This is a genomic window from Nostoc sp. CHAB 5715, from assembly GCF_020829685.1.
Taxonomy (GTDB): domain Bacteria; phylum Cyanobacteriota; class Cyanobacteriia; order Cyanobacteriales; family Nostocaceae; genus Nostoc.
The window spans coordinates 1-4,389 of the sequence record NZ_JAIVFR010000662.1 but is presented as its reverse complement, the minus strand read 5'-3'; the positions used below and the strand labels follow the sequence as shown (position 1 = coordinate 4,389).

At 42.9% G+C, this 4,389-nt stretch carries 8 protein-coding genes and 1 pseudogene; 7 read left to right on the top strand and 2 right to left on the bottom strand.

Annotation, left to right across the window (positions count from 1 at the left end; all coding sequences use genetic code 11):
- The first annotated feature begins 431 nt into the window (after nt 1-431).
- From LC574_RS28500 to LC574_RS28475, 6 genes are all read left to right on the top strand, one after another.
- Complete coding sequence (locus LC574_RS28500) at nt 432-1,451, top strand: photosynthesis system II assembly factor Ycf48 (RefSeq protein WP_229457011.1); 1,020 nt, start codon at nt 432-434, stop codon at nt 1,449-1,451.
- 21 nt (nt 1,452-1,472) lie between these two features.
- On the top strand, nt 1,473-1,637 hold the full coding sequence (locus LC574_RS28495) for a histidine kinase (RefSeq protein WP_229457010.1): 165 nt from the start codon (nt 1,473-1,475) through the stop codon (nt 1,635-1,637).
- Between the two features lie 44 nt (nt 1,638-1,681).
- Nucleotides 1,682-1,930 (top strand): cytochrome b559 subunit alpha, encoded by a 249-nt coding sequence (gene psbE / locus LC574_RS28490; protein ID WP_162399775.1) that lies wholly within the window; start codon nt 1,682-1,684, stop codon nt 1,928-1,930.
- A 9-nt stretch (nt 1,931-1,939) separates the two neighbouring features.
- On the top strand, nt 1,940-2,077 hold the full coding sequence (psbF, locus tag LC574_RS28485; protein WP_015115279.1) for a cytochrome b559 subunit beta: 138 nt from the start codon (nt 1,940-1,942) through the stop codon (nt 2,075-2,077).
- An 8-nt stretch (nt 2,078-2,085) separates the two neighbouring features.
- Nucleotides 2,086-2,208 (top strand): photosystem II reaction center protein L, encoded by a 123-nt coding sequence (locus LC574_RS28480; RefSeq protein ID WP_012411802.1) that lies wholly within the window; start codon nt 2,086-2,088, stop codon nt 2,206-2,208.
- 70 nt (nt 2,209-2,278) lie between these two features.
- Nucleotides 2,279-2,398 carry a photosystem II reaction center protein J gene (locus LC574_RS28475; protein ID WP_152589562.1) on the top strand — a complete coding sequence of 40 codons (120 nt, stop codon included), beginning with the start codon at nt 2,279-2,281 and terminating at the stop codon, nt 2,396-2,398.
- Nucleotides 2,399-2,579: 181 nt separating this feature from the next.
- Here the strand turns inward: LC574_RS28475 and psaI are convergent, their stop codons facing one another.
- Nucleotides 2,580-2,729 (bottom strand): photosystem I reaction center subunit VIII, encoded by a 150-nt coding sequence (gene psaI, locus LC574_RS28470; RefSeq protein ID WP_229457009.1) that lies wholly within the window; start codon nt 2,727-2,729, stop codon nt 2,580-2,582.
- Between the two features lie 98 nt (nt 2,730-2,827).
- Between psaI and LC574_RS28465 the strand changes: the two genes are divergently transcribed.
- The gene (locus tag LC574_RS28465; RefSeq protein ID WP_229457008.1) at nt 2,828-3,010 is read left to right on the top strand and encodes a hypothetical protein; all 183 of its coding nucleotides are present in this window, start codon (nt 2,828-2,830) and stop codon (nt 3,008-3,010) included.
- On the opposite strand, the pseudogene LC574_RS28460 reads toward LC574_RS28465, so the two are convergent.
- Nucleotides 2,987-4,389 (bottom strand): annotated as a pseudogene (locus LC574_RS28460) (hypothetical protein); the annotation flags it as partial. The gene LC574_RS28465 and the pseudogene LC574_RS28460 overlap by 24 nt on opposite strands.

Genomic DNA, 4,389 nt, shown 5'->3' with positions numbered 1-4,389 from the left:
CCGTTATCTCAGAAACAGGGAGTAGTAAGTAGAAAAAGAGATTTTCATCATTGATTGTGTGATTATAATCACACAATTATGTTGTTTTACCTATTCCCTAGAGCGTTTAATTAAGCTAAGAAATGCTCACTTTTTTACATTGATTAACAGTGTATTCTCTGATAAAATATCAGAGATTCAGGTGAGAATCCGTAACGTCAAGCAACCTCTATACTGATAAGTTGCCTCTTATGTTGCTTATCAAAGCAAGAATCACGCTAGAAGCAAACAAGTAAGAGTGCGTAAAACTTGTTTTTATGCATCGATTGATACAACTTGGTTGAGATTGATCTGCTCAACTTATGTATTTGTTAGCAAATGCTAGCAAAAAAGTATCAGTAAACCTTTTAGAGAACAGCTACAGAAATTTAGAAACAAGTTAAGAAATACTAATGCATTCAATTGTGAAAGGTTGGCAACGAATAGCTGCCTTGTTGATAGTAGTCCTCATCTGTATAGGTTGTAGCAAAATTCCCTCAGTAAGTTACAACCCTTGGAAAGTCATTTCTGTGCCAACAGACTCAAATCTCCTGGATATTGCTTTTACTAATAACCCTGAGCATGGCTACTTAGTAGGTAGCAATGCCACCTTATTGGAAACCAATGACGGTGGTAATACCTGGAAACCAATAACACTGCAACTGGATGAGCAAAAGTATCGCTTTGACTCAGTAAGCTTTGCAGGAAAAGAAGGCTGGATTGCCGGAGAGCCTGGACTGTTGCTGCACACTACTGATGAAGGTGCTTCTTGGTCGCGTATTCCCCTGAGCGAAAAGCTACCAGGTAGCCCGATCGCAATTAAGGCACTGGCAGATAATACAGCTGAAATGGCTACTGATGTAGGAGCCATATATAAGACCACAGACGGCGGTAGAAATTGGAAAGCCCAGGTGGAATCAGCAGTCGGTGTGGTGCGTAACTTAGAACGTTCTCCTGATGGCAAATATGTTGCCGTTTCCGCCAAGGGTAGTTTCTACTCAACTTGGGAACCGGGACAAGATGCTTGGGTACCTCATAACCGCAATAGTTCTCGGCGCGTAGAAAACATGGGTTTTGCTGAAAATGGGCAATTGTGGTTGCTAGCCAGGGGAGGTCAAATTCAATTTAGCGACCCAATTAAACCTGAAGAATGGCAAAAGGCACAATATCCAGAGTTATCCACCAGCTGGGGTTTACTCGATTTGGCATATCGTACACCCAATGAAATTTGGATAGGTGGCGGTAGCGGTAATTTACTACGGAGTTCCGACGGTGGCAAAACTTGGGAAAAAGACCGTGAAGTGGAAGAAGTAGCTGCTAATTTGTACAAGATAGTGTTCTTAGAGCCAGAACGGGGATTTATAATTGGCGATCGCGGCGTTTTGCTCAAATATCTACCAAATCCTGAAACAACTTCCCCAGAAGCCGCTTAGTGGGGGAGTGGGGAGTGGGGAGTGGGGAGTGGGGGAGATGCGGAAGATGAGGGAGATGAGGGAGATGAGGAAGAAATAAGCAATTCCGAATGCCCCATGCCCAATGCCCAATGCCCCATGCCCAATGCCCAATACCTAATTTCTGAGAATAACTTTGCAACTTGTAACTCTTTCTTAACTTTGTAGGATAATAAACTCAATAACACTCTATGTATAAGGTAGGGATCTAAATGTCAGGTACCACTGGAGAACGTCCGTTTTCGGACATCATTACTAGCGTTCGTTACTGGGTAATTCACAGCATCACCATTCCGGCATTATTTATTGCCGGTTGGCTATTTGTCAGCACCGGGCTGGCTTATGATGCTTTTGGCACACCCCGCCCCGACGAGTATTTTACTCCAGCGCGGCAAGAAGTGCCTATTGTGAAGAACCGTTTTGAAGCTAAAAAACAAGTTGAACAATTTATTGGAAAGTAGTTTGAGATCATGACTAGCGGCAATAACATCAATCAACCAGTTACCTATCCAATTTTTACCGTTAGATGGCTGGCAGTTCACACATTAGGTGTACCAACTGTATTCTTTTTAGGCGCGATCGCCGCAATGCAATTTATTCAACGTTAGGAGCAATCATGGTAGAAAGATCGCCCAATCCCAATAATCAACCGGTTGAACTAAACCGGACTTCGCTATACCTGGGACTATTACTAGTTTTCGTTCTGGGGATTCTGTTTTCCAGTTACTTCTTTAACTAACTGGCAGTCTTGTTGTTAATCTTTGTTTATTGAACCTGTGTTGATTAGTTGTTAAGGGAGGAGAGAAGCTGTGTCTGAAAGTGGGAGAATTCCCCTGTGGGTCGTCGCTACGATCGCAGGTTTAGGTATAATTACAGTCTTGGGCATTTTCTTTTATGGTGCCTATGCCGGACTTGGTTCTTCGATTTAACATGAGTTAGTTTGAACCGAACACTAATTTTCTAGCATTTGTTGAAAAATCAACGTTAAAAAACCGCCTGTCTCTATGAGATGGGCGGTATTAATTTTGGTCAGTTGTCCTTTGTCATTTGTCCTTTGTCATTTGTTTTTTACAAATGACTAATGACCAATGACTAATGACTACATCAATATCAGTTAATATCGCTGATATCGTCGCTTTCAATGTATAAAAATAGAAACGCGAAGACCACACCTGGCAAAACCCAACCAATTATGGGAACTAAGATAGAAGGCAAGTACGAAGTACTAGCCAAGATAGAAGGCAAAAAAGAAGCTGCCATAGTAAAGGTTCCTATCAAATCACACTACAATTCAAAATGAGCTTACTGCAAATTCTGCCAAATTTTTGAAATTCTTTCATATTTTTAACACAGGCAATGTGGGGAGTGGGGAGTGGGGAGTGGGGGATGAGGGAGCAGGGGGAGATGAGGGGGATGAAGAAGAATTATTGAACAAGTTTCTTCCTTGTCTGTTTCCAATGCCCAATGCCCCATGCCCAATGCCCAATGCCCAATGCCCAATGCCCCTCACACCTGAGTTACATATCGAGGACTTCATCTAGCTGCAAGTTTGGCAAGTCTGGAGGAATCACAGTTCGCACTATTGTGACTTTGTGACTCTCCTGTTGGGTTGTCAGATCAAGTGCGATCGCTTCCAAGCGAATTTCCAGACACCCAAAGGGAATATTTAATTGCGTCATCACTTCCAATCCTCCCAAGGCGTTAGGTAGCAAATTTGTCAGTAAATGGGGTTCCTCTAGTAACCAGCGAGTTTGATAATCTTCAAGCCATAATTTGACAACAACTTGGGGAGGTACTTCAGGCAGTACTACGCGCACTATGATAAACTTGCCAGCGATTAGTTCGCCGTCTGGTACATGCAGTTCTGGAATTGGCAAAGGCTCAATGGCTGCCGCAGTTATGGGTGGGGAAGAGGATAAACCTAACAGTGGTTGCTTTTCTTCTTCAAAAGAGTAATTCTTCGTCCCATTGGTTTCCAATTCACTATATATATCATCTACAACGATTTCTTGCGCCAACCAAGCTGACGCTATATTCATTTTTATTGGAGGAGGGGGGGGTGGTAGTTGTGTTACCATCATTGAGAGTGTTGGTTCGGAGACTTCTACTCCTGTATCTTCCCCTATTTCTAGATCAGCTTCCTTTGCTGTATCTACGTCTTCCCCAAAGTTCCCAAGATCAAAAACCGATTGAACTTCTTCCCATGTCCCTGTGTCAGCATCCAGGTTTAACGGCAAGTTGACATCAACATTGGGAGTTTCAGCACTAAGAGAAAGCTGGTTATGGTGGGCTGGAACATAGCTATCGTAGTCTTCAGTTTCCAGTTCATCAATGGATTCAGGCAAAGAGTATCCTTGGCTGTGCATCCACTTTCTGAGCAGGGGAGATGAGTAAAGGTTGCCTGTTGTAATGAATTGTGCATTTGGCTGGGCTTGTGCCTCAGCAACAGATTTTTCTTGAAATTGTTCATTTGGCTGGGCTTCTACTTCTGCAACAGATTCTTCTTGAAATTGTGCATCATCTACTACTAATTGCAGCGTATTTTCATCAGCTACAGTTGTATCCAACTGCGGTAAGTCTTCATCGGCTGCAACTTTCGCATCTGGAGCATTGTTTTTTACTTGTTTTGTATCATCTGGCAAAGCTTGTAGCCGTTTCAAGTATGGCAAAGTATTGTCGAGTATTGGCATTCGACGTTGCTTGATGATCAACTGCTCCAAGTTGATGGCAGCTATAGTAGCATCCTTTTCCAGAAGTTCCTCTTCTGTAGGGGGTTCTGCAACAACATTTGTGGGAGTGTTGGCATGGGTTTGAATAGGGGGCAGTTTTGGCAATTGAGGTGAATTGCGGGAATTTTTTAACTTAGATATCCGCAGGGTCGCTTCTCGCAGAACTTGTAAGTTAATTTGCGGTGGTAAGG

Excerpts from the sequence above, each read along its gene's own strand:
- psbE (WP_162399775.1), top strand. The coding sequence starts at position 1,682 with ATGTCAGGTACCACTGGAGAACGTCCGTTTTCGGACATCATTACTAGC.
- LC574_RS28480 (WP_012411802.1), top strand. The coding sequence starts at position 2,086 with ATGGTAGAAAGATCGCCCAATCCCAATAATCAACCGGTTGAACTAAAC.
- psbF (WP_015115279.1), top strand. The coding sequence starts at position 1,940 with ATGACTAGCGGCAATAACATCAATCAACCAGTTACCTATCCAATTTTT.
- LC574_RS28500 (WP_229457011.1), top strand. The coding sequence starts at position 432 with ATGCATTCAATTGTGAAAGGTTGGCAACGAATAGCTGCCTTGTTGATA.
- psaI (WP_229457009.1), bottom strand. The coding sequence starts at position 2,729 with ATGGCAGCTTCTTTTTTGCCTTCTATCTTGGCTAGTACTTCGTACTTG.